The sequence below is a fragment of the Bacillus cereus group sp. MYBK220-1 genome, from assembly GCF_051916445.1.
GTDB lineage: Bacteria > Bacillota > Bacilli > Bacillales > Bacillaceae_G > Bacillus_A > Bacillus_A cereus.
Genome location: NZ_JBQAGQ010000003.1, coordinates 340,409 through 358,952 on the forward strand (window position 1 = coordinate 340,409; position 18,544 = coordinate 358,952).

Consider the following 18,544-nt stretch of genomic DNA (forward strand, 5'->3'; position numbering starts at 1 on the left):
ATAATATGTGTTATGTTTTTTAGAATGAGCGGGGGATACCCACTCATTCTTATTTTTACAACCAGCTATGAAACTTTTTAATATAAAGCTTTTTCAGGAATTGTGTTAAAAAAGCGTAGCCTAATAGTATTCCTACTAACCAAGGGAAATAGTTAAGTGGCAATGCTTGTAAACCAACGGCTGCACCAAGTGGTGAGAATGGAATATAAATCCCGATTGCCATAATAAGAGCGGTTAATAAAACGACTGGTGTTGATGCAGTGCTTTGAATAAATGGAATCTTTTGTGTTCTTATCATGTGAACAATTAAAGTTTGTGTTAACAACCCAACGACAAACCAACCGGACTGGAATAATGATTGCTCGCTCGGTGTATTTGCACCAAATACATTCCACATGACTACGTATGTGATAATATCAAATATAGAACTAATTGGGCCGATACAAATAATGAAGTTTCGTAAGTTTGCAGTATCCCATTTTCGTGGTTTTTCTAGAAACTCTTTATCCATTTTGTCCCATGGAATAGAAAGTTGTGAAATATCATAAAGTAAGTTTTGAATTAAAAGATGAATGGCAAGCATCGGTAAAAAAGGAATGAAAGCACTTGCTACTAACACGCTAAACACATTACCGAAGTTAGAGCTAGCTGTCATCTTAATATATTTTAAAATATTTCCGAATGTAGTACGTCCTTCTAAAATCCCTGCTTCTAATATAGTTAAACTTTTTTCGAGTAGAATAATATCGGAAGCTTCTTTCGCAATATCAGTAGCAGTATCAACAGATATTCCGACATCAGCTTCACGTAATGCTACAGCATCGTTAATGCCGTCTCCCATGTAACCTACAGTGTCTCCATTTCCTTGTAATGCGTGTATAATACGAGATTTTTGCATGGGATTAAGCTTCGCAAATACAGTCGTTTCTTCGGCAAGTTTTGCTAATGCTTTATCTGGTAAAGAATCAATCTCGTAACCGAGGATTGGTTCGCAGATATCTAATCCAACTTCTATACAAACCTTTCTTGTAACAATTTCGTTATCGCCAGTTAAAATTTTCACTTGTACACCATGTTTTTGTAATGCTTGAATTGCAGCTGCTGCAGATGGTTTCGGTGGATCTAAAAAGCCGATATATCCAGCGAGAATCATATCAGTTTCGTCTTTTACTGCGTACTCTGTATCATTTATTCTTCTATCTTTTTTATAAGCAACAGCAATAACCCGCATACCTTCACTATTTAGTGTCTCACTTAGTTTTTTGACATTTGAACGTATTTCCTCGGTGAGTGGAACGATTTTTTCATCCACTTCAGTGTAGTTACAAATTGATAAAATTTCTTCTACGGCACCTTTACAAACCATTGTATGTTCACCTGAAATATCCTTTACGATGACTGACATACGCCGGCGGGCGAAATCGAATGGAATTTCATCTAGCTTTTGAAAAGCTGATGGATTAAATGTATTGTTTTCCTCTGTATGCTTAATAACAGCTTTATCTATTAAATTTTTCAATCCAGTTTGATAGAAACTATTTAAATAGGCAAATTGCAAGACGCGATTGCATTCATTTCCCTTGGGATCTAAGTGACGAACAAGGACAACTTTATCTTCTGTTAAAGTTCCGGTTTTATCTGTACAAAGAATGTTCATAGCACCTAAGTTTTGAATAGAATTTAGCTGTTTTACAATTACTTTTTGTTTAGACATGTTAACGGCACCTTTAGCTAAATTAGCAGTTACAATCATCGGTAACATTTCAGGTGTAAGGCCGACAGCGACGGCAATAGCGAAGAAGAAAGCTTCTTGCCAATCACCTTTTGTGAATCCATTAATGAGAAGGACAATAGGTGCCATAATAAGCATGAATGTAATTAAGAGCCAGCTTACTTTGTTTACACCTTTATCAAAGCTTGTTTCTACACGCTTTCCAATTACCTTATTGGCTAAAGAGCCGAAATACGTATCGGTACTTGTTGAGATGACAACAGCTTTTGCGCTACCACTTACAATATTTGTTCCCATGAAACAAAGGTTTTCCATATCGAGTGGATTGTAATTTTTTTTCATGTTTGTCGGTAAGATATGCTTATTTTCTGTATGGTAGCAGTGTTCGTATTTTTCTACAGGAAGTGCTTCCCCTGTTAAAGAAGATTGATTAACAAATAAATCTTTAGCGGATACAATACGCACATCAGCTGGAACGATATCACCGGCTGAAAGGGAAATGATATCGCCAGGTACAAGTTCCTCAATTGGAATTTCTGTTGTGTAATTTCGATTTAAATTCGTTACATTTTTTGTTTCATGTACAAATCCATTTATTCTAAATACGCTCGCAGTTGTTCGAACCATAGCCTTTAACTTATCGGCAGCTTTTTGAGAACGAAATTCTTGGGAAAACCGAATTGTTGCACTAAGTAGTACCATTGCAGATACGACAATTGTTCCTTGCATATCATCCGTGAAAAAGGAGAGTGCTCCAAGAGCTAATAAAACGAAAATAAATGGATTTTTAAATGCCGACAGAAATTGAATGTACCACGGCGCCATTTTATTATGAGCTATTTCGTTCGGACCACATAAAGAAAGTCTACGAGACGCTTCTTGTTTAGATAATCCATCTTGTGTTGTTTCTAAAAGTTTTAACGCAGAGCTTACATCTTGTGTTGCAACCTCCACTAATAATTCGTTATTTGTTTTCATGCTATCTTGCTCATAAGCATGCTTTGTTTCTTGTCTTTGTAAATTAAACATCGGTAGTTCCTCCTCTGTCATGAAGGAGGAAACAATCTGTTACCTAACTATTTGAAATGGTGAGGAACAGTTTCTTTCCTACCTACATGATGAAATATGAATGTAAAACGTATGGGTATATGGGCCGAATCATCAATTGCCAACTGTTCCTCACCTCCGTACAATTTAGTAGTTTCTGAATATGCTATGTTTGTTTCATAGTAAGGTGCATATAGACGTAAAAAGACCTTTACTCAAAACGAGTAAAGGTCTGAATTCGCAGCTAAAAGAGTCCACAACAAAGACTGTTAGTAGACATAAATAAAAACAGTTTTTGTGTATGACAAAATACATGCACCTCTCCCTCGTTGAGTTTTAGCACTGTATAGCATAGGTACTGAAACCAGCTACATTAAAAAAGGCCTTCATTCCGACCTTTCCTGTTGACCCATTGGCGTCTCTCGACATTTTTGGGCAGCAGCGTTTCTCTATACAGGAGCCTCACCTAACAGAGACCATATTCAATTACATGTTGAATGTTAGCACTGTAAAATTGTAGTGTCAATATCTTTTTATCTGTGTTTTTTAAAATATTAAACGGATTTATAATAGATATGTGGGATGAAATGCATGATATTGATTATGAATAATATGGAAAATAAATATTTTTATAAAAGGGGAATTTGTAATGGTACCACAAAATTTTATTATAAATATTGAGAATCAAAAGTGGTTGTTTAATGAGCAGGAAGATTTATGTTCTCACGGGGAAATTTATTTAAATGTGGATGGAACGATTATTACACAAACAGGTATGGATGAGGAATGGGGAATAAGTGAATCAGCTTTAGCTCTGTTACGAACTTTAGATAAAGAATATATTTGTGATATTGAAAATGAAGAGGGGCTTATTTTGCACGGATGTGGCACTATGCTCATGTTAGGATGCCCAATTTCAATTCATTGGACTATAAACCATATAGGTGAAAATGTGGTTTTAAAGGATTTTGTCAAAGTTATTTCTACTGATCAAAAGGCTATATACTATGAAGGGCTTCATATAGAAGTAAATGAAAATGAATATAGAAAACAAATTGTTTCTTTTGCGCTACAGGCAAAAGAATTATTCAATAAATCAAGTGAAAAGATAATTTTAGATGAGTTTGATCAAAGTATGTATACAGACTTTTGGACGGAATATGATCATTTGTTAAATAAGTATAAATAAAAAAGCACTGTAACCAGTGCTTTTTTATTATAGATTACGAGATTGTAGGGTTTTCAAAAATAACAATCTCTGAACTGTTTGTAGTTGAAACACGTTGGGCGTAATATGTTAAAGCTGAAGAAATATATGCTGGTAACGTATCATTTGTATGTGATGTTGTATATTCATGGATTAATTCCTTTAAAGTTGTCCATTCTAATTGTGCTGGGTGATCAGACACGAAAGAACTTACCCAGCGATCAAATGAAGATGAAAAATCAGTTTGTAAACGAAATACTTCTTTCATAATAAAACGCTCCCTTAAAATGTAGTATAATTATTTTAACACAAAACACGAACGATAGCTAAATTTTTTGAGTATAACGTTCGTGTTATATAGTTGTCTAGATGTTTGGTTATGTAAATTCAATTTGCCATTTGAAATAACATTCCGTAAGATGAGAGATAGAGTATATTTAGAGCTGGAGGAAAGAAAGTGGAATTTGTATTTTTAGGAACTGGTGCAGGTGTTCCTTCAAAAGGAAGGAACGTTTCAGCAATTGCTTTACAATTGTTAGAAGAACGAGGACAAACTTGGTTATTTGATTGTGGTGAGGCCACGCAACATCAAATATTACATACATCTGTACGTCCGCGCCGCATTGAAAAAATATTTATTACGCATTTACATGGCGATCATATTTTTGGATTGCCTGGTTTATTAGGTAGCCGTTCATTTCAAGGAGGAACTACGCCTTTAACGGTGTATGGACCGAAAGGAATTAAACAATTTATTGAAGTGGCATTATCGGTAAGTACGACACATGTGAAATATCCACTTGAAGTTGTGGAGATAACAGAAGAAGGTACCGTATTTGAAGATAATGAATTTTATGTAGAAACGAAAAGATTGTCACACGGTATAGAATGCTTTGGATATCGTATTGTAGAGAAAGATATACAAGGTGCTCTTTTAGTTGATAAGTTGCTTGAGATGGGTGTGAAACCAGGTCCAATCTTTAAACGTTTAAAAGATGGTGAAGTAGTTGAATTAGAGGATGGCACGATATTAAATGGAAATGAGTTTATCGGCCCACCTCAAAAAGGAAGAATTATTACTATCTTAGGTGATACGCGATATTGCGAAGCGAGTAGGGAGCTTGCGCAAGATGCAGATGTACTTGTCCATGAAGCGACTTTCGCAGCAGAAGATGAGCAACAAGCGTATGATTATTTTCATTCTACATCTAAGCAAGCTGCGAGCATTGCACTTCAGGCAAATGCGAAGCGACTAATATTAACTCACATTAGTTCTCGCTATCAAGGAGATACATATAAGGAATTATTGAAAGAGGCTAGAGAGTTGTTTTCTAATACAGAAATAGCGACAGATTTGAAATCATTCCCAGTAGAAAAATAATTATTTTGTAAAAAATGGTAACAGCGGGTTACCATTTTTTTATGTCTAAAAAAATTTAAAAATAAAACTGTTATTATTTTATACTTATACTTGGATGATACAGAAAATTAGGATGGTTTGAATATATAGGATAAAAATACGAAATAATGATTATTTAGAAAAACTGTTATATAAGTCAGATGACATACAAGTGATACAAATAGCAGAAATGGACTTTTATTCAGAACTTTTAAAATTCAACAAAAGTAAGCGTTTTATAAAAAACAAGCTATAATGAGGGCAGATTATAATTTATGATAAGTCGCATGTATTTTAGTCATTATCGTAACAAGTGAAGTTGACTAAATCATGAGAGAGTAACACGAGAATTATAATAGGAAAGATATTACTATTATTTGTCATAAGTCTTTTTCACTTTTTAGCTAAACGATATGATTAGCAAGTGTAGCTATTGCGAGTTCCTTAGTAGAAGCTTTTTATTAATAAGGTGGTGGAGATTTAATTGGTACACCACTCTTTAAAAGAGTTCAGAACATCAGCAGGTAGTCTAGGCGGAATAGCGGGTGCAAATTTAGTTGCATTAGCAATGGTTATATCACTTGTTTATGCTATGCTTGCAATGGCTTCTGTGTTAAACTTTGGATTGCTACCAGACTTTATTCTGGATTATCTTGTATCATTTTTAAATGAAAATAATGCTAAGATTCTTATGTATTATGATAACTGGTATTATTTCAGGTTATATTGGATTACTTTTATTCAAAAACTATCCAATTCGTACAGCAGAACAAATTCGTGGTACAACTGGAAAAGCGACAGATGTAGCAGCTTAATAGAATAGTAGAATAAATTTTTTCATAGAGGTTTAGGGGGAGTTATGATGAAGTATCGCTCAGTATTTGATATTATCGGTCCAGTTATGATTGGACCATCAAGTTCACATACAGCAGGCGCAGCAAGAATGGGGCAAGTTGCTCGCCAGCTGTTTCGTCATGAACCAGAAAGAGTAAGCATTTCGTTATATGGATCATTTGCAAAGACGTATCGAGGGCATGGTACGGATGTAGCACTAATCGGTGGAATATTAGGATTTGAAACAGATGACTTACGTATTCCAGAGGCGCTAGAAATAGCAAAAGAGCGCGAAATTGAAGTGGAATTCATTGAAGAAGATGCCAATGCACCTCACCCAAATACAGCGAGAATTCGTTTGTATAAAGGTGAAGATGAAATTGAAGTTGTTGCTTGCTCAATTGGTGGCGGTAAAATTGAAGTTGTAGAATTAAACGGATTCGATCTTCAATTATCAGGCACGAGCCCAGCACTACTTATTGTAAATAACGATCGCTTCGGTGCTATTGCAGCGGTAGCTTCAATCCTTGCGAAACATGAGATTAACATTAGCACAATGAGTGTTTCTCGTAAAGAAAAAGGAAGAAGAGCGCTTATGGTCATTGAAACAGATGAATTATTAGCAGATGAAGTAATTGAAGAAATAAAAGCGCAACAAAATATTTGTCAAGTAACTATTATGGAATAATTGCAGGGGGGACACACCATGTTTCGGAACGCAGCGGAACTAGTGGCGCAAGCTAAAGAACAAAATGTAAAAATCGCAGAAATTATGATTCAATGTGAAATGGAAACAAGAAGTATTTCACGTGAAGAAGTAATTGCTGGTATGGAAAAGAACTTAGTCGTGATGGAGCAAGCAGTAGAACGTGGTATTCGCGGCGTGAAATCACCAACTGGTTTAACTGGTGGAGATGCTGTAAAAGTTCAAGCGTATATGAAGAGCGGAAAAGGCTTATCTGGAGATACGATTTTGGATGCAGTAAGCAAAGCTGTTGCAACAAATGAAGTAAACGCAGCGATGGGAATTATTTGTGCAACACCAACAGCAGGTTCTGCTGGAACAGTGCCAGGTGTACTATTTGCACTAAGAGAAAAATTGCAGCCTACACGTGAAGAAATGATTGAATTCTTATTTACAGCAGGAGCTTTCGGTATGGTTGTTGCGAATAACGCTTGTATTTCTGGTGCAGCGGGAGGATGCCAAGCTGAAGTTGGTTCAGCAAGTGGAATGGCGGCTGCAGCTGCAGTTGAGATGGCTGGTGGAACACAAGATCAAGCAGCTACAGCGATGGCAATTTCATTAAAGAACATGCTTGGTTTAGTGTGTGATCCTGTTGCAGGACTTGTAGAAGTACCTTGTGTAAAACGTAATGCAGCAGGAGCTGCGAATGCGATGATTTCAGCAGATTTAGCATTAGCTGGTGTAACGAGTACAATTCCATGTGATGAAGTAATTGAGGCAATGTTTAGAATCGGACAAACGATGCCAGTAGCACTTCGTGAAACAGCAGAAGGTGGACTTGCAGCAACGCCGACTGGTCGTCGCCTGCAAGAAGAGATTTTTGGGAAGAACAATAACTAAGTGTAATTATAGAAAAAGGAGCTCAAATAAACTTGAGCTCCTTTTTCTATTTTTCTTTTGTTAGTTGTTCTAATGTTTTTCCAAGATTATGTGATCGTTTCGTTGCCTGTGTAATACAAGAAATAAGTGCTTGTTGAAATTTATGTTCTTGTAATACTTCAATACCTGCTTCGGTAGTTCCACCAGGAGAAGTAATTTCCTTTCTCAAAATAGAAGGGTGTTTGTCACTTGCTTTTAGCATTTCAGCAGCACCAATCATCGTTTGAAGAATAAGTGATTTTGCAACATCTTCTTTTAAACCAATTTTTTTTGCAGCTTCTTCCATAGCTTCCACTACGTAATAAATATAAGCAGGTCCACTTCCGGATAATGCAGTGACAGCATGCATATCTTCTTCCTCTACAACAGAGACGAGACCAATCGTTTCAAATAAAGATGTTGCAGTGCGAATATGCTCCGCTGTTGCATGTTTTGAAGGGGAGATAGCGGTAGCTGATTTTAAAATGGCTGCGGAGGTATTTGGCATTGCACGAATAATTGGAACGTCTTTTTGAAGTAGTTTTCTAATTGAGTCAGTAGAAACACCTGCTAGTAATGAAATAATAAGCACGTTATTATTTATGTATTCTTTAAAAGGGGTAAGCGCCTCTGCAACATCCTTTGGTTTCATTGCTAGAAAAAGAATATTTGCATCAGTAAGTAATTCTTTTTTATTATGAGTACCTTTGACACCGTATTTTTTATGTAGCTCTTGTAATCTTGTCTCGTTAGAACGATTACTTACAGTAATTTGTTCACCTTTAACGACATTTGCATGTAACAAGCCACCAATAATAGCTTCGGCAATAGAGCCTGCACCGAGAAAGGAAATGTTTTGAATAGACATGATGTTCCTCCTTTAATTTTGGTTAGAAATTCTTATAAATGTACATACATTCGTTTTTTTATAGGAAACACCTCTTTTTATCTGAAAATAATGACAAATATATATAGAAGTTGTAAACTGAAGAAGTATTCATTTTTGAACCGGAAAGAGACAGGGGGGCTAAGCATGACGGCGATTCACCGAATGGAGATTCCTGTACCATTTGCAGTGGAAACTGTGAATGTGTTTTTAGTTGAGGGGGAGACATTAACATTAATTGATACAGGGACGAATACAGAAGAGGCAAGGAATGCGTTAGAAAGTCAATTAGGTGCATTAGGACATACGATAGAAGATATTGAAACAGTAGTCATTACGCATCATCATGCAGATCATTGTGGACTTTTAAATATATTTTCTGAGAAGACGAATATTATTGGACATCCTTGGAATGAGCCTTGGATTACACAAAATCCAGAATTTTTAAAGCGGTATCATGAATTTTTTAGAGAGACGGCCTTACAGTTTGGTGTGCCAGCAGCATTTTTGAAAGACGAGTCGTTATTGACGACGAGGACACTTAAATATTCTTGTAATAGATCGTTAACGCATACTGTGAGAGAAGGAGATCGTATTGATTCTTTGCCTGGATTTACAGTACTTGAAACACCAGGTCATGCTTCTACTCATATTTCTTTATATAGAGAATCTGATGGAATATTAATTGGTGGAGATGCTCTCATTAGTCATATTTCTTCGAATCCAATACTAGAACCGCCATATGAAGGGCAAACAGAGCGGGCACGCCCATTACTACAATATAATCAAACATTACAGCGTTTAAGCGAAATGAATATTTCACGCATTTTATCAGGGCATGGGGAAGATGTTCTAAATGTGAAACAACTTATTGAAACGAGATTACAAAAGCAAGAAACACGTGCTTTTAAAGTGCTTGAGTTATTAAAGGAAAAACCAATGACAGCATTTGAAGTATGTGTAAAACTATTTCCGGTATTATATAAAGAACAATTACCACTTACTATTTCAGAAACGGTTGGACAATTGGACTATTTAGCATATAATCAACAAGTGATGATTGATGAGTCATCGCAACAATTGATTTATTATGCAAAGTAGGTGACAGCAATGACAGGACGTTTACAAAATAAAGTAATCGTCATTACAGGTGCTTCTAGTGGGATTGGTGAGCAAGTTGCAATGCAAGTTGCAGCACAGGGAGCGACTCCAGTATTAATGGCTCGAACAGAAGAGAAACTACAAGCGTTAGTAGACAAAATTAAAGAAACTTATAATACGCCTTGCTATTATTATGTATTAGATGTAAGTGAAGAGATGGAAGTACAGTCTGTTTTTTCAAAGGTATTACAAGAAGTGGGACGTATTGATATATTAGTAAACAATGCGGGATTTGGTATTTTTAAAACGTTTGAAGATGCGTCAATGGGTGAAGTAAAAGATATGTTCCAAGTAAATGTATTTGGATTAGTAGCATGTACGAAAGCGGTACTACCTTATATGGTAAACAAGAACGAAGGACATATTATTAATATTGCTTCACTTGCCGGAAAAATTGCAACTCCGAAATCAAGTGCGTATGCAGCAACGAAACATGCTGTATTAGGATTTACGAATAGTTTACGCATGGAATTAGCGAATACAGATATTTATGTTACAGCAATTAATCCAGGTCCGATAGATACAAACTTTTTTGAAATAGCGGATCAATCTGGTACATATGTAAAGAATATGGGACGTTACATGTTAAAACCAACATACGTAGCAGAACAAATCGTAAAGTCGATGCACACGAAAAAACGTGAAGTAAACTTACCGAAGTGGATGGGAATTGGTCCAAAACTTTATGCTTTATTCCCAGGTTTATTTGAACGTGTAGCAGGTAAATCATTAAGTAAAAAATAGGAGATTTCCACATGGAAATCTCCTATTTTTTATTGTTTTCCAGTCACATAATCATAAACAATATCCTCAATCTCCTCGTATAAATCAATTTCAATATTTGAATGAGTCACCGTTTGAATATGTTTCACTAGCATTTCCTGATCTTCTTTTGATATTGGACTGCATTGATATTGCTGAAAACTTTTTATAATCATTTTCTCAATTAATTTTTCGTTCATATTTTTTCCCGCCTGTATGTACGTATGTATTGTTTTATTGTACTTGAAGTGAAATAAAAAAACTACTATGCACTATTTTTGTATAAAAATTCGGTTGAGTATATTATTTTTCTAATAAAATTAAGTTTTTTTAGATTTTAAAATTTATAAATATTTAATTGACTCTATAAATATACAATATTATAATCATACTTAATTTAAAGAATCGATTTGAGGAGGAACTTATGAAAGTCGCAATTATTGGAGCCACTGGATATGGGGGCATTGAATTAATTCGTTTATTAGAACAACATCCATATTTTTCGATAGCATCTCTTCATTCTTTTTCGCAAGTTGGTGAGTGTATAACAAATGTATATCCGCATCTTCGAAATGTTCTCGTTCATACGTTACAAGAAATTGATGTGAAGACAATAGGGAAAGAAGCAGAAATCGTATTTCTAGCAACACCAGCAGGAGTATCGGCGGAGTTAACTCCCAAGTTAGTAGCAGAAGGTTTAAAAGTAATTGACCTATCTGGAGACTTTCGTATGATAGATCCTTCGTCATATGAACTGTGGTATAAAAGGCCAGCAGCGAAAGAAGAAATTCTTAGAAAAGCAGTGTATGGGTTAAGTGAATGGAAAAGGACTGAGATTCAAAAGGCAAATTTAATTGCAAACCCAGGATGTTTTGCTACAGCCACATTGCTAGCGATAGCGCCGTTAATACGTAGCGGCATGATTGAAGAAGATTCGATTATTATTGATGCGAAATCTGGGGTATCAGGAGCAGGAAAAACACCAACAACAATGACTCATTTTCCTGAGCTATACGATAACTTACATATCTATAAAGTAAACCAGCATCAGCACGTTCCAGAGATTGAGCAAATGCTTACAGAATGGAATAGTGAATCACAGCCAATTACATTTAGCACACATTTAATACCGATATCACGAGGAATTATGATTACACTTTATGCAAAAGTAAAACAAAAGATGGAAATAAAGCAACTTCAAAAATTGTATGAAGAAACGTATGAACAATCTCCTTTCATCCGAATTTGTACGCAAGGGAAATTTCCAAGTCCAAAAGAAGTGAGAGGCTCAAATTATTGTGATATTGGCATAGCTTACGATGAAAGAACTGAAAGAGTTACGGTCGTTTCTGTTATAGACAATATGATGAAAGGTGCGGCTGGGCAAGCGATTCAAAATGCAAACATAATAGCGGGACTAGAAGAGACAACAGGTTTACAACATATGCCGCTTTATCTATAAGGGGGACATGATGATTAAAGTAGCGTCTATTACAAAATTAGAAAATGGTTCAATTGTAACGCCAAAAGGCTTTTCGGCAATTGGTACTGTAAATGGTCTGAAAAAGGAGAAAAAGGATTTAGGGGCAATCGTTTGTGACGTACCAGCATCATGTGCCGCTGTGTATACAACGAATCAAATACAAGCAGCCCCTTTGCAAGTAACGAAGGATAGTATAACGGCAGAAGGGAAGTTACAAGCAATTATCGTTAATAGTGGAAATGCAAATGCTTGTACTGGAATGCAAGGATTACAAGACGCATACGAGATGCGCGCGTTAGGGGCGGAACATTTTGGAGTGAAAGAAAATTACGTTGCAGTAGCTTCAACAGGTGTAATTGGTGTTCCACTGCCGATGGATATAATCCGAAAGGGGATTGCAACTCTTATACCGACGAAGGAAGAAAGTGAAGCATATTCTTTTTCTGAAGCAATTTTAACGACAGATCTTATCACGAAAGAAACTTGCTATGAAATGATTATTGATGGGAAGAAAGTGGCGATTGCGGGTGTTGCAAAGGGTTCAGGGATGATTCATCCGAATATGGCAACGATGCTTAGTTTTATTACGACAGATGCTCATATAGAGCATGACGTATTGCAAACAGCATTATCCCAAATTACGAATCATACATTTAATCAAATTACGGTAGATGGAGATACTTCTACGAATGATATGGTCATCGTTATGGCAAGTGGATTATCAGAAACAAGCCCGATAAATATGGAACATACAGATTGGGAAACTTTCGTATGTACTTTACAGAAGGTATGTGAAGATTTAGCAAAAAAAATTGCGCAAGATGGTGAAGGCGCTACGAAGTTAATAGAAGTAAATGTGCTAGGAGCTCAAACGAATGAAGAGGCAAAAAAAATTGCAAAGCAAATAGTCGGTTCGAGTCTTGTGAAAACAGCAATACATGGTGAAGACCCAAACTGGGGGCGAATTATTAGCAGTATTGGACAAAGTGAAGTAGCTATTAATCCGAACACAATTGACATTACTCTTCAATCTATATCGGTATTAAAAAATAGTGAGCCTCAAATATTTTCTGAAGAAAAAATGAAAGAGAGATTACAAGAAGATGAAATAGTCATTAATGTGTACTTACACTTAGGTGAAGAGACAGGATCAGCTTGGGGCTGTGACTTAAGCTATGAATATGTGAAAATAAACGCTTGTTATCGTACATAAGGAGAGAGAAGATGAGCGATTATATTGTAGTGAAATGCGGCGGTAGTATGTTGAATCAATTAAATGATGTGTTTTTTGATTGTATAAAGAAATTACAGCAGAAGTATAAAGTAGTGATTGTCCATGGTGGTGGACCAGAAATTGATGCCAAATTAAAAGATTGTAACATCAACGTAGAAAAAAGAGATGGATTACGGATAACACCAAAAGAAGTTATGGATGTTGTTCAAATGGTGCTATGCGGAAGTACGAATAAAAAACTCGTAATGAATTTACAAAAGCATAATTTACTTGCGGTAGGTTGTTCAGGGTGTGACGGCAATTTACTTCAAGTTCAACCTGTCAGCGAGGAGATAGGATATGTAGGGGAAGTAAGTTATGTAGAAACAGCCTTATTAAAAGGATTAATAAATATGGGGTATATTCCTGTTATTGCTCCAATCGGGGTAAATGGTAATGAAATTTATAACATAAATGCGGACAATGCTGCAGCTGGGATTGCGGCCACGTTAGGGGCAAAAGAGCTGATTTTTATTACGGATGTAGATGGAATATTACATGAAGGGAATTTGGTAAAGGAAACGGATGAGTCTGAAATTGCTACTTTTATAGAAACAGGTGTTATTACAGGTGGGATGATTCCGAAAGTACAGGCGGCACTAGCATCATTAAAAATGGGAGTGCAAAAGATAAGTATTGTGAATGGTACAAAAGATTTTACTGAGGTTACGGGAGAGTGTATTGGAACGACGGTAACGAAAGGCGTGAGTATTGCATGACGAGTCATCTTTTTCAAACGTATGGCAGAAGAACTATTGAGTTTGTAAAAGGAACTGGAACGAAAGTTATTGATAATAACGGTAAGGAATATTTAGATTTCACATCAGGAATTGGCGTATGTAATTTAGGACATTGTCACCCTACTGTTCTCAAAGGTGTACAAGAGCAACTTGATGATATATGGCATATATCTAACCTGTTTACAAACAGCTTACAAGAAGAAGTTGCGTCATTATTAACAGAAAATAGAGCATTAGATTATGTGTTTTTCTGTAATAGTGGGGCAGAGGCAAATGAAGCGGCTTTAAAGTTAGCACGTAAGCATACTGGAAAATCTCTCGTCGTAACATGCCAGCAGTCTTTTCACGGTAGAACATTTGGAACGATGAGTGCAACGGGCCAAGATAAGGTGAAAGAAGGATTTGGTCCATTACTTCCATCTTTTTTACATATCCCTTTTAACGATATTAAAGCATTAGAGGAAGTAATGAATGAAGAAGTTGCGGCGGTAATGGTAGAAGTTGTTCAAGGAGAGGGAGGAGTAATACCTGCTGATCTATCTTTTTTGAAAGAGATTGAAACATTATGTAATAAGTTCGGTTCCTTATTTATTATAGACGAAGTACAAACGGGGATAGGAAGAACTGGAACACTATTCGCTTATGAACAAGTGCGAATAGAGCCTGATATCGTTACCGTTGCAAAGGCACTTGGGAATGGAGTTCCTGTCGGAGCGATGCTTGGCCGGAAAGAGCTAGGAACATCGTTTACTGCAGGATCACACGGTTCAACTTTTGGCGGGAATTACATCGCGATGGCTGCAGCGAAAGAAGTATTGCAAGTGAGTAAAAAAACATCGTTTTTAAAAGAAGTACAAGAAAAAGGCGAGTACGTATTAGAGAAGTTGCAAGAGGAATTACAGCATGTCGAATGTATTCAAAATATACGTGGTAAGGGGCTTATGATTGGGATTGAGTGTAAGCATGAAGTTGCAAGTTTTATAGAACAACTAGAAAACGAAGGACTTCTCGTATTACAAGCAGGTCCTAATGTGATAAGACTATTACCGCCACTCATTGTCATGAATGAAGAGTTAGAACAGGCAGTATATATAATAAAAAAAGTAGTTTGTACAAAAAACGTATCAATCATATAAGGGGGAAGTTTCATGTCAACTGTACAAGTACCGAAATTAAATACGAAAGATCTTTTAACACTAGAAGAATTAACGAAAGAAGAAATTATTTCTTTAATTGAGTTCGCTATATATTTAAAAAAGAATAAGCAAGAGCCTTTATTACAAGGCAAAATATTAGGGCTTATTTTTGATAAGCATTCAACTCGTACTCGTGTATCTTTTGAAGCAGGAATGGTACAGCTCGGGGGACATGGTATGTTTTTAAGTGGGAAAGAGATGCAAATGGGAAGAGGAGAAAGCGTTTCAGATACTGCGAAAGTATTATCGCAGTATATTGACGGGATCATGATACGTACATTCTCACACGCGGATGTAGAAGAGCTTGCAAAAGAATCGAGTATTCCTGTTATTAACGGTTTAACGGATGATCATCATCCTTGTCAAGCATTGGCAGACCTTATGACGATATACGAAGAAACAAATACATTTAAAGGAATAAAATTGGCTTACGTAGGTGACGGAAATAATGTATGTCATTCATTGTTGCTAGCGAGTGCAAAAGTTGGAATGCATATGACTGTGGCAACGCCTGTAGGGTATGAACCGAATGAAGAGATTGTAAAAAAAGCGTTAGCAATTGCCAAGGAAACAGGAGCTGAAATTGAAGTTTTGCATGATCCTGAATTAGCGGTGAATGAAGCAGATTTCATTTATACTGACGTTTGGATGAGCATGGGGCAAGAGGGCGAAGAAGAGAAGTATACTTTATTTCAACCTTACCAAATCAATAACGAACTTGTTAAGCATGCGAAGCAAACATATCGTTTCTTACACTGTTTACCTGCCCATCGTGAAGAAGAAGTAACAGGAGAAATTATAGATGGACCGCAGTCTATCGTCTTTGAGCAAGCTGGTAATCGATTGCATGCTCAAAAAGCGTTATTAGTGAGTTTATTTAGAAATGTAGAAGAGCCTTCCTAAAAGGGAGGTTTTTTTATATTAAAATGTCGGATGTATATTTGGTTAACCATTTCGATATCATTTATAATAAAAGAGAAAACTAAATTTGTTTTTCAGAGTGTGTAAGGACATACTACATATAAAAATATAGTTAAAGAGATGATGAGGGTGAAAACAACTAAGAAAACATATTCGTTTTTTCAGCGGATGTGGAGAATATTAAAGTTTCAATATTATAAGTTGCTTCGATCGCCAGAAGGCGCAAAGAAAGTATCGTTAGGGTTTGCTATAGGATTCGGCTTAGAAATGTTAGTCATTTATACGGCATCGCTCGTATATGTAATATTTTATCCAATCGTCAGGTTAGCAAAGGGATCTTTTCCTGCGGCAGTTATTGGCAATATTATTGGGAAAATATCGTTTCTCCCAGTATTTTTATTTCCGCTTGCGTATGCGCTAGGAAAAATGATTTATCCATTTCATGTACAGAAAATTCATCATGAACCATTTAAGATATCGGACTTGTTTTCAAGTCACATTTTTACGATATTAAAGAGCTTATTACAAAGTGAAGTGTATGTATTAATTGGAATGACGATTTTAGGAGTTGTGTTTGGTCTCATTTCATATTTCGTTGTGCATTATTTATACGAAAAGAACCGTAAGTTACGCTTGAAGAAAAGGAAGAAACGAGTGAGAGAACCACTTGTACAATTATAAACAATGTCACATTCATTTTCTCCTTTGAATATGTTTAAGAAAAAGGAGGATAGGATAATGTATTATTATTACGTACCTCAAGTATATCCATATGTAAATTATTATCCGGTTTATGATACGAGTAGACAATACGAATTATATCGGCAACAACAATTACAGCAATTATCACAAATACCACAATTACCAACACAACAGCCTACACAGGAAAAAAAACCATATTTAACAACATGGCCATATTCCAATGTATACTATGGTAACTATTACGAATCATAAAGCTGCTTCTATTTAGAAGCAGCTTTATACGTTTGTTTTCAAAATTAAATTTTGAATGGTTTGAAGAGAATGAATGAGCTTTTCGCGCTCTTCCTCAGATAATGTTTGGAAATTTTCTTTTAGTTTGTCTAAAATGAATTGCTGATACTGATTTACTAATAATTTCCCTTCAGCTGTTAGGGAAATTAAAATGACCCGTCGATCTTTTTCGCTATAATGACGCTCTATTAGTTCTTCTTGAATAAGTTTGTTTAATAGAGGTGTCATGTTAGGCCGTGAAATCGCTAGCCGCTTGCCGATTTCGGAAACTGCTAATGTGCCGTTTTCATGCAAAAGCAGTAATACTTGTGTATGTGATGGCGGCATATGTCTTTGAGAAGAAAATTCTCCAGGAAGCATAAATTTGCGATAAAAAAGAGGCACTAGCGAAAGAAGATGATCAACAATACGTTCCCACTCGCGTGATTCCATATAAAGGCCCCCTTCCACTATCATTGTAACAAAAAAGACATGTTATAAAAATAGAATTGTTTCATGGTCGCTTTAATATTTGTAGGATAACACTTGCTTTGTAAATGTATTGGCAATAATTGCATAGCCGTTATCATTTGGGTGTACTTGGTCAAATAATAACTCTTTTTTATCATTCGATATTAATTTGCGAATTGGTAAAACGATAGATGGTTGATTTGCTTTGGAAATGGAATAAACAGATTCATTCCAGCCATCTAAAAACATATCTGCATAACTTGCGATGGAGTCATCGAGTTGTAACGGGTTATAGAGTTCTGAGAGAATGAGTAAAGCGTCCGGATTTTGATCTCGAACTGTCTTTACAATACTTTTTATATCCGCTTCAAAATGGGCTTTTTCTTTATTTAACATTTTTATACCATCTATAACACCAACATCACGATTTAAACGAAATAAATTATTTCCTCCAATATTAATTGTAATTATATTTGCTGCTCTAATTTTTTCCTTTACATCTTCTGATTGAACTTTTTTAGCGAGACGATCTGTTGTAAGACCGTTTACCCCAAGGTTTTCTACTGTAATTGGTTTATGAATTTGTGCTTCTATTTGCTTAGAAGCTAATTCGGCAAATCCACCTTGTGTCGATCCATATCCTTTAGCGAGTGAATCACCTAATACAAGATGATAAAAAGATTCGTTTGTTTGCTTATCAATCCAATTTGGGGCAGATGTTTTTTCTGTTTTTTCTTCAGATTCATTTTGTTTTGTCTCGTCGTTCTTTTCAAAATAAGAATAAGAAATGATCAGAAGGAGGAGACAAACAATTGTTAAGATGACTTTTTTCATAAATTCATCCTCCTTGTAATTGG

The 18,544-nt window shown here is 35.8% G+C and carries 19 protein-coding genes and 1 riboswitch; of the genes, 13 read left to right on the forward strand and 6 right to left on the reverse strand.

Annotated elements, in window-relative coordinates; all coding sequences use genetic code 11:
• Positions 1 to 55: 55 nt before the first annotated feature.
• Positions 56 to 2,761: a magnesium-translocating P-type ATPase gene (mgtA, locus tag ACTFRU_RS15510; protein ID WP_440037708.1), complete on the reverse strand. Its 2,706-nt coding sequence runs from the start codon at positions 2,759 to 2,761 to the stop codon at positions 56 to 58.
• A gap of 331 nt (positions 2,762 to 3,092) precedes the next feature.
• Positions 3,093 to 3,260, reverse strand: a riboswitch (M-box (ykoK) riboswitch).
• 168 nt (positions 3,261 to 3,428) lie between these two features.
• Here mgtA and ACTFRU_RS15515 point away from each other — a divergent pair.
• Positions 3,429 to 3,968 carry a hypothetical protein gene (locus ACTFRU_RS15515; RefSeq protein ID WP_016123317.1) on the forward strand — a complete coding sequence of 180 codons (540 nt, stop codon included), beginning with the start codon at positions 3,429 to 3,431 and terminating at the stop codon, positions 3,966 to 3,968.
• A 34-nt stretch (positions 3,969 to 4,002) separates the two neighbouring features.
• On the opposite strand, the gene ACTFRU_RS15520 is transcribed toward ACTFRU_RS15515, so the two are convergent.
• A complete protein-coding gene (locus tag ACTFRU_RS15520; protein ID WP_000665709.1) occupies positions 4,003 to 4,254 on the reverse strand; it encodes a DUF3932 family protein in 252 nt (83 codons plus the stop codon).
• 189 nt (positions 4,255 to 4,443) lie between these two features.
• On the opposite strand from ACTFRU_RS15520, the gene rnz reads away from it, so the two are divergent.
• From rnz to sdaAA, 3 genes are all read left to right on the forward strand, one after another.
• On the forward strand, positions 4,444 to 5,367 hold the full coding sequence (gene rnz, locus ACTFRU_RS15525; protein WP_000397455.1) for a ribonuclease Z: 924 nt from the start codon (positions 4,444 to 4,446) through the stop codon (positions 5,365 to 5,367).
• Positions 5,368 to 6,247: 880 nt separating this feature from the next.
• The gene (gene sdaAB / locus ACTFRU_RS15530) at positions 6,248 to 6,907 is read left to right on the forward strand and encodes an L-serine ammonia-lyase, iron-sulfur-dependent subunit beta (RefSeq protein ID WP_000877445.1); all 660 of its coding nucleotides are present in this window, start codon (positions 6,248 to 6,250) and stop codon (positions 6,905 to 6,907) included.
• An 18-nt stretch (positions 6,908 to 6,925) separates the two neighbouring features.
• The gene (gene sdaAA, locus ACTFRU_RS15535; RefSeq protein WP_000489461.1) at positions 6,926 to 7,804 is read left to right on the forward strand and encodes an L-serine ammonia-lyase, iron-sulfur-dependent, subunit alpha; all 879 of its coding nucleotides are present in this window, start codon (positions 6,926 to 6,928) and stop codon (positions 7,802 to 7,804) included.
• 46 nt (positions 7,805 to 7,850) lie between these two features.
• Here the strand turns inward: sdaAA and proI are convergent, their stop codons facing one another.
• Positions 7,851 to 8,690 carry a pyrroline-5-carboxylate reductase ProI gene (gene proI, locus ACTFRU_RS15540; RefSeq protein ID WP_000027249.1) on the reverse strand — a complete coding sequence of 280 codons (840 nt, stop codon included), beginning with the start codon at positions 8,688 to 8,690 and terminating at the stop codon, positions 7,851 to 7,853.
• Between the two features lie 165 nt (positions 8,691 to 8,855).
• Here proI and ACTFRU_RS15545 point away from each other — a divergent pair, with 165 nt between their 5' ends.
• Positions 8,856 to 9,809, forward strand: coding sequence for an MBL fold metallo-hydrolase (locus ACTFRU_RS15545; protein WP_000125119.1), 954 nt, complete (start codon positions 8,856 to 8,858; stop codon positions 9,807 to 9,809).
• 9 nt (positions 9,810 to 9,818) lie between these two features.
• Positions 9,819 to 10,613 carry an SDR family NAD(P)-dependent oxidoreductase gene (locus ACTFRU_RS15550; protein WP_000147794.1) on the forward strand — a complete coding sequence of 265 codons (795 nt, stop codon included), beginning with the start codon at positions 9,819 to 9,821 and terminating at the stop codon, positions 10,611 to 10,613.
• A gap of 29 nt (positions 10,614 to 10,642) precedes the next feature.
• Here the strand turns inward: ACTFRU_RS15550 and ACTFRU_RS15555 are convergent, their stop codons facing one another.
• The gene (locus ACTFRU_RS15555) at positions 10,643 to 10,831 is read right to left on the reverse strand and encodes a YqzH family protein (RefSeq protein WP_001003222.1); all 189 of its coding nucleotides are present in this window, start codon (positions 10,829 to 10,831) and stop codon (positions 10,643 to 10,645) included.
• 224 nt (positions 10,832 to 11,055) lie between these two features.
• On the opposite strand from ACTFRU_RS15555, the gene argC reads away from it, so the two are divergent.
• The 7 genes from argC (at position 11,056) to ACTFRU_RS15590 (ending at position 17,198) form a co-directional block, all read left to right on the forward strand.
• Positions 11,056 to 12,093 (forward strand): N-acetyl-gamma-glutamyl-phosphate reductase, encoded by a 1,038-nt coding sequence (gene argC, locus ACTFRU_RS15560; protein ID WP_113303397.1) that lies wholly within the window; start codon positions 11,056 to 11,058, stop codon positions 12,091 to 12,093.
• A 10-nt stretch (positions 12,094 to 12,103) separates the two neighbouring features.
• Positions 12,104 to 13,327 carry a bifunctional glutamate N-acetyltransferase/amino-acid acetyltransferase ArgJ gene (gene argJ / locus ACTFRU_RS15565; protein WP_000598394.1) on the forward strand — a complete coding sequence of 408 codons (1,224 nt, stop codon included), beginning with the start codon at positions 12,104 to 12,106 and terminating at the stop codon, positions 13,325 to 13,327.
• 11 nt (positions 13,328 to 13,338) lie between these two features.
• Positions 13,339 to 14,106: an acetylglutamate kinase gene (argB, locus tag ACTFRU_RS15570; RefSeq protein ID WP_001286793.1), complete on the forward strand. Its 768-nt coding sequence runs from the start codon at positions 13,339 to 13,341 to the stop codon at positions 14,104 to 14,106.
• Positions 14,103 to 15,263, forward strand: a complete 1,161-nt coding sequence (locus ACTFRU_RS15575; RefSeq protein ID WP_000200555.1) for an acetylornithine transaminase — start codon at positions 14,103 to 14,105, stop codon at positions 15,261 to 15,263. The genes argB and ACTFRU_RS15575 overlap by 4 nt, the downstream gene beginning before the upstream one ends.
• Positions 15,264 to 15,275: 12 nt before the next feature.
• Positions 15,276 to 16,226: an ornithine carbamoyltransferase gene (argF, locus tag ACTFRU_RS15580; protein ID WP_000108853.1), complete on the forward strand. Its 951-nt coding sequence runs from the start codon at positions 15,276 to 15,278 to the stop codon at positions 16,224 to 16,226.
• A 138-nt stretch (positions 16,227 to 16,364) separates the two neighbouring features.
• Positions 16,365 to 16,925 (forward strand): DUF2062 domain-containing protein, encoded by a 561-nt coding sequence (locus ACTFRU_RS15585; RefSeq protein WP_002026296.1) that lies wholly within the window; start codon positions 16,365 to 16,367, stop codon positions 16,923 to 16,925.
• A 57-nt stretch (positions 16,926 to 16,982) separates the two neighbouring features.
• Complete coding sequence (locus tag ACTFRU_RS15590) at positions 16,983 to 17,198, forward strand: hypothetical protein (protein ID WP_000291957.1); 216 nt, start codon at positions 16,983 to 16,985, stop codon at positions 17,196 to 17,198.
• A gap of 24 nt (positions 17,199 to 17,222) precedes the next feature.
• Here the strand turns inward: ACTFRU_RS15590 and ACTFRU_RS15595 are convergent, their stop codons facing one another.
• Positions 17,223 to 17,669 carry a MarR family winged helix-turn-helix transcriptional regulator gene (locus ACTFRU_RS15595; RefSeq protein WP_000445819.1) on the reverse strand — a complete coding sequence of 149 codons (447 nt, stop codon included), beginning with the start codon at positions 17,667 to 17,669 and terminating at the stop codon, positions 17,223 to 17,225.
• A gap of 72 nt (positions 17,670 to 17,741) precedes the next feature.
• Positions 17,742 to 18,521: a GDSL-type esterase/lipase family protein gene (locus ACTFRU_RS15600; RefSeq protein WP_000755850.1), complete on the reverse strand. Its 780-nt coding sequence runs from the start codon at positions 18,519 to 18,521 to the stop codon at positions 17,742 to 17,744.
• Positions 18,522 to 18,544: the final 23 nt, after the last annotated feature.

Excerpts from the sequence above, each read along its gene's own strand:
- mgtA (WP_440037708.1), bottom strand. The coding sequence starts at position 2,761 with ATGTTTAATTTACAAAGACAAGAAACAAAGCATGCTTATGAGCAAGAT.
- ACTFRU_RS15515 (WP_016123317.1), top strand. The coding sequence starts at position 3,429 with ATGGTACCACAAAATTTTATTATAAATATTGAGAATCAAAAGTGGTTG.
- ACTFRU_RS15520 (WP_000665709.1), bottom strand. The coding sequence starts at position 4,254 with ATGAAAGAAGTATTTCGTTTACAAACTGATTTTTCATCTTCATTTGAT.
- sdaAB (WP_000877445.1), top strand. The coding sequence starts at position 6,248 with ATGAAGTATCGCTCAGTATTTGATATTATCGGTCCAGTTATGATTGGA.
- sdaAA (WP_000489461.1), top strand. The coding sequence starts at position 6,926 with ATGTTTCGGAACGCAGCGGAACTAGTGGCGCAAGCTAAAGAACAAAAT.
- proI (WP_000027249.1), bottom strand. The coding sequence starts at position 8,690 with ATGTCTATTCAAAACATTTCCTTTCTCGGTGCAGGCTCTATTGCCGAA.
- ACTFRU_RS15545 (WP_000125119.1), top strand. The coding sequence starts at position 8,856 with ATGACGGCGATTCACCGAATGGAGATTCCTGTACCATTTGCAGTGGAA.
- ACTFRU_RS15550 (WP_000147794.1), top strand. The coding sequence starts at position 9,819 with ATGACAGGACGTTTACAAAATAAAGTAATCGTCATTACAGGTGCTTCT.
- ACTFRU_RS15555 (WP_001003222.1), bottom strand. The coding sequence starts at position 10,831 with ATGAACGAAAAATTAATTGAGAAAATGATTATAAAAAGTTTTCAGCAA.
- argC (WP_113303397.1), top strand. The coding sequence starts at position 11,056 with ATGAAAGTCGCAATTATTGGAGCCACTGGATATGGGGGCATTGAATTA.
- argJ (WP_000598394.1), top strand. The coding sequence starts at position 12,104 with ATGATTAAAGTAGCGTCTATTACAAAATTAGAAAATGGTTCAATTGTA.
- argB (WP_001286793.1), top strand. The coding sequence starts at position 13,339 with ATGAGCGATTATATTGTAGTGAAATGCGGCGGTAGTATGTTGAATCAA.
- ACTFRU_RS15575 (WP_000200555.1), top strand. The coding sequence starts at position 14,103 with ATGACGAGTCATCTTTTTCAAACGTATGGCAGAAGAACTATTGAGTTT.
- argF (WP_000108853.1), top strand. The coding sequence starts at position 15,276 with ATGTCAACTGTACAAGTACCGAAATTAAATACGAAAGATCTTTTAACA.
- ACTFRU_RS15585 (WP_002026296.1), top strand. The coding sequence starts at position 16,365 with ATGATGAGGGTGAAAACAACTAAGAAAACATATTCGTTTTTTCAGCGG.
- ACTFRU_RS15590 (WP_000291957.1), top strand. The coding sequence starts at position 16,983 with ATGTATTATTATTACGTACCTCAAGTATATCCATATGTAAATTATTAT.
- ACTFRU_RS15595 (WP_000445819.1), bottom strand. The coding sequence starts at position 17,669 with ATGGAATCACGCGAGTGGGAACGTATTGTTGATCATCTTCTTTCGCTA.
- ACTFRU_RS15600 (WP_000755850.1), bottom strand. The coding sequence starts at position 18,521 with ATGAAAAAAGTCATCTTAACAATTGTTTGTCTCCTCCTTCTGATCATT.